Origin of the sequence: Blautia sp. MSK.20.85 (assembly GCF_013317245.1) — a bacterium.
In the GTDB taxonomy this organism is placed as follows: Bacteria; Bacillota; Clostridia; order Lachnospirales; family Lachnospiraceae; genus Blautia_A.
Window position 1 is genome coordinate 1 of record NZ_JAAIUN010000069.1, and the last position, 1,869, is coordinate 1,869.

The following is a 1,869-nucleotide window of genomic DNA, read 5'->3' on the forward strand; positions in this document are numbered from 1 at the left end:
GTGCGCCCAGCTAAGGGTGTGTAGTCAAGCCGGTGGGATTCCGGTTTATCCAAGGTTTAGCCAACCAGATAATAGCGAGTCTTGGGATGATGCCGGTAACGGCATCTGACAAGCGTAGACAGCAAGAAAGCAGGGTTGAATAGTGATTGAGCTTCGAAACGTTAACTTCAGTCGGTCGACGTCTTAACTGGTGCGGAAGACAATATCATGTAATGCGATATGGCGAGTGTTATGTGGCACTGCGGAGTCAGAGAACCAATCATGTTTTACATTGTGAATACACATCAACTGGGGAGAACCTGCCATTTCTCGAAGAAGAGTATGAAATTGCAACTGAAAACGGAGTATTTCAAATGAATGGTAGGTGGTCGGACAATCCCATAGTACTGTAGAAATCGGGCAATGCCGATGGAGGGAAGGGGATTGCATAGTAAAGGTCTTACTGAGGACACATTATCCGTACTCAGGGACGGAGGAAATAATGGAAACGAAATTAGTAAGAATAGCTGAGATATCAGCAACATCAAAACATCCTATATTTACATCAGTGTACCACTTGATAAATGAAGATATGCTAAAGCAATGCCATAAGGAATTAGATGGGAACAAAGCAGTCGGAATTGACAAGGTAACTAAGGATGAGTATGGGAAGAACCTTGATAGAAATATCAAGGAACTGGTACAGAGGTTGAAAAACAAATCCTTTAAGCCACTTCCGTCACTGAGGGTATATATACCTAAAGGAAATGGAAAGAAACGACCATTAGGGATTGCTTCCTATGAAGATAAGATTGTACAAATGGCAGTGAAGAAAATACTGGGAGCTATTTATGAACCGAGATTCCTAAACTGCATGTATGGATTCAGACCGAATAGGGGGTGTCACGAAGCAATAAAAGAAGTATACCAACGGATAAGCTATGGAAAAATCAGCTATATCGTAGATGCCGATATCAAAGGTTTCTTTGACCATATCGACCATGATTGGATGATGAAGTTCCTTGAATGGAATATACAGGATAAGAACTTATTGTGGCTAATACGTAAATACCTTAAAGCAGGAATAATGGAGCAAGGAAAATTCGAGCCAACAGAGGAAGGTTCGGCACAAGGCTCAGCAATGAGTCCGATGCTTGCAAATATATACATGCATCATGTGCTGACGCTGTGGTTTAAGCTGGTGGTGCAAAGGGAAATGCAGGGAGAGTGTTTTCTCGTCAACTTTGCGGATGATTTTGTTGCAGGATTTCAATATAAGTCAGAAGCTGAAAGATACTATAAAGAGTTAAAGGAACGAATGGAAAAGTTTGGACTGGAGCTGGAAAGTAGTAAAAGCAGACTAATTGAATTTGGGAGATTTGCAGAGCAGAATCGTAGAGCAAGAGGAGAATGTAAACCTGAAACATTTGATTTTCTGGGGTTTACCTTCTATTGTAGCAAAACTCGAAAGGGAGGTTTCGTGCCAAAGGTACAGACTTCAAGAAAGAAGTTAGAGCAAAAGGTTAGAGCATACAAGAACTGGATTTACGATAATCGAAATCGACCAATGCGAGAAATAATTAAAGAGTTGAACGTAAAACTAATTGGACACTATCGGTATTATGGTGTTACATGGAATTTTCGGAAGATAACAACATTCCTGCATAGAGTACAACAGTTTCTATTCAAAGCCATGAATCGGAGAGGTTGTAGACGGGCATACACATGGAATGGATTTGTGGAAATGCTCAAGTATTACCCGTTAGCAAAACCTAAAACGTACTATTGTTTATATTGAAGCGAATGTTACTATGAGGAGCCGTATGCGGGAAAGCCGCACGTACGGATCTGTGAGGGGCTAAGATTGAGAGGTCTTAGTCTACTCGACTG

General features: G+C 41.1%; 1 protein-coding gene. It reads left to right on the forward strand.

What is annotated here, in order from left to right; genetic code table 11:
- Window positions 1-481: 481 nt before the first annotated feature.
- Window positions 482-1,777 carry a group II intron reverse transcriptase/maturase gene (ltrA, locus tag G5B12_RS16850; RefSeq protein ID WP_009323505.1) on the forward strand — a complete coding sequence of 432 codons (1,296 nt, stop codon included), beginning with the start codon at window positions 482-484 and terminating at the stop codon, window positions 1,775-1,777.
- Window positions 1,778-1,869 lie beyond the last annotated feature (92 nt).

Excerpts from the sequence above, each read along its gene's own strand:
- ltrA (WP_009323505.1), top strand. The coding sequence starts at position 482 with ATGGAAACGAAATTAGTAAGAATAGCTGAGATATCAGCAACATCAAAA.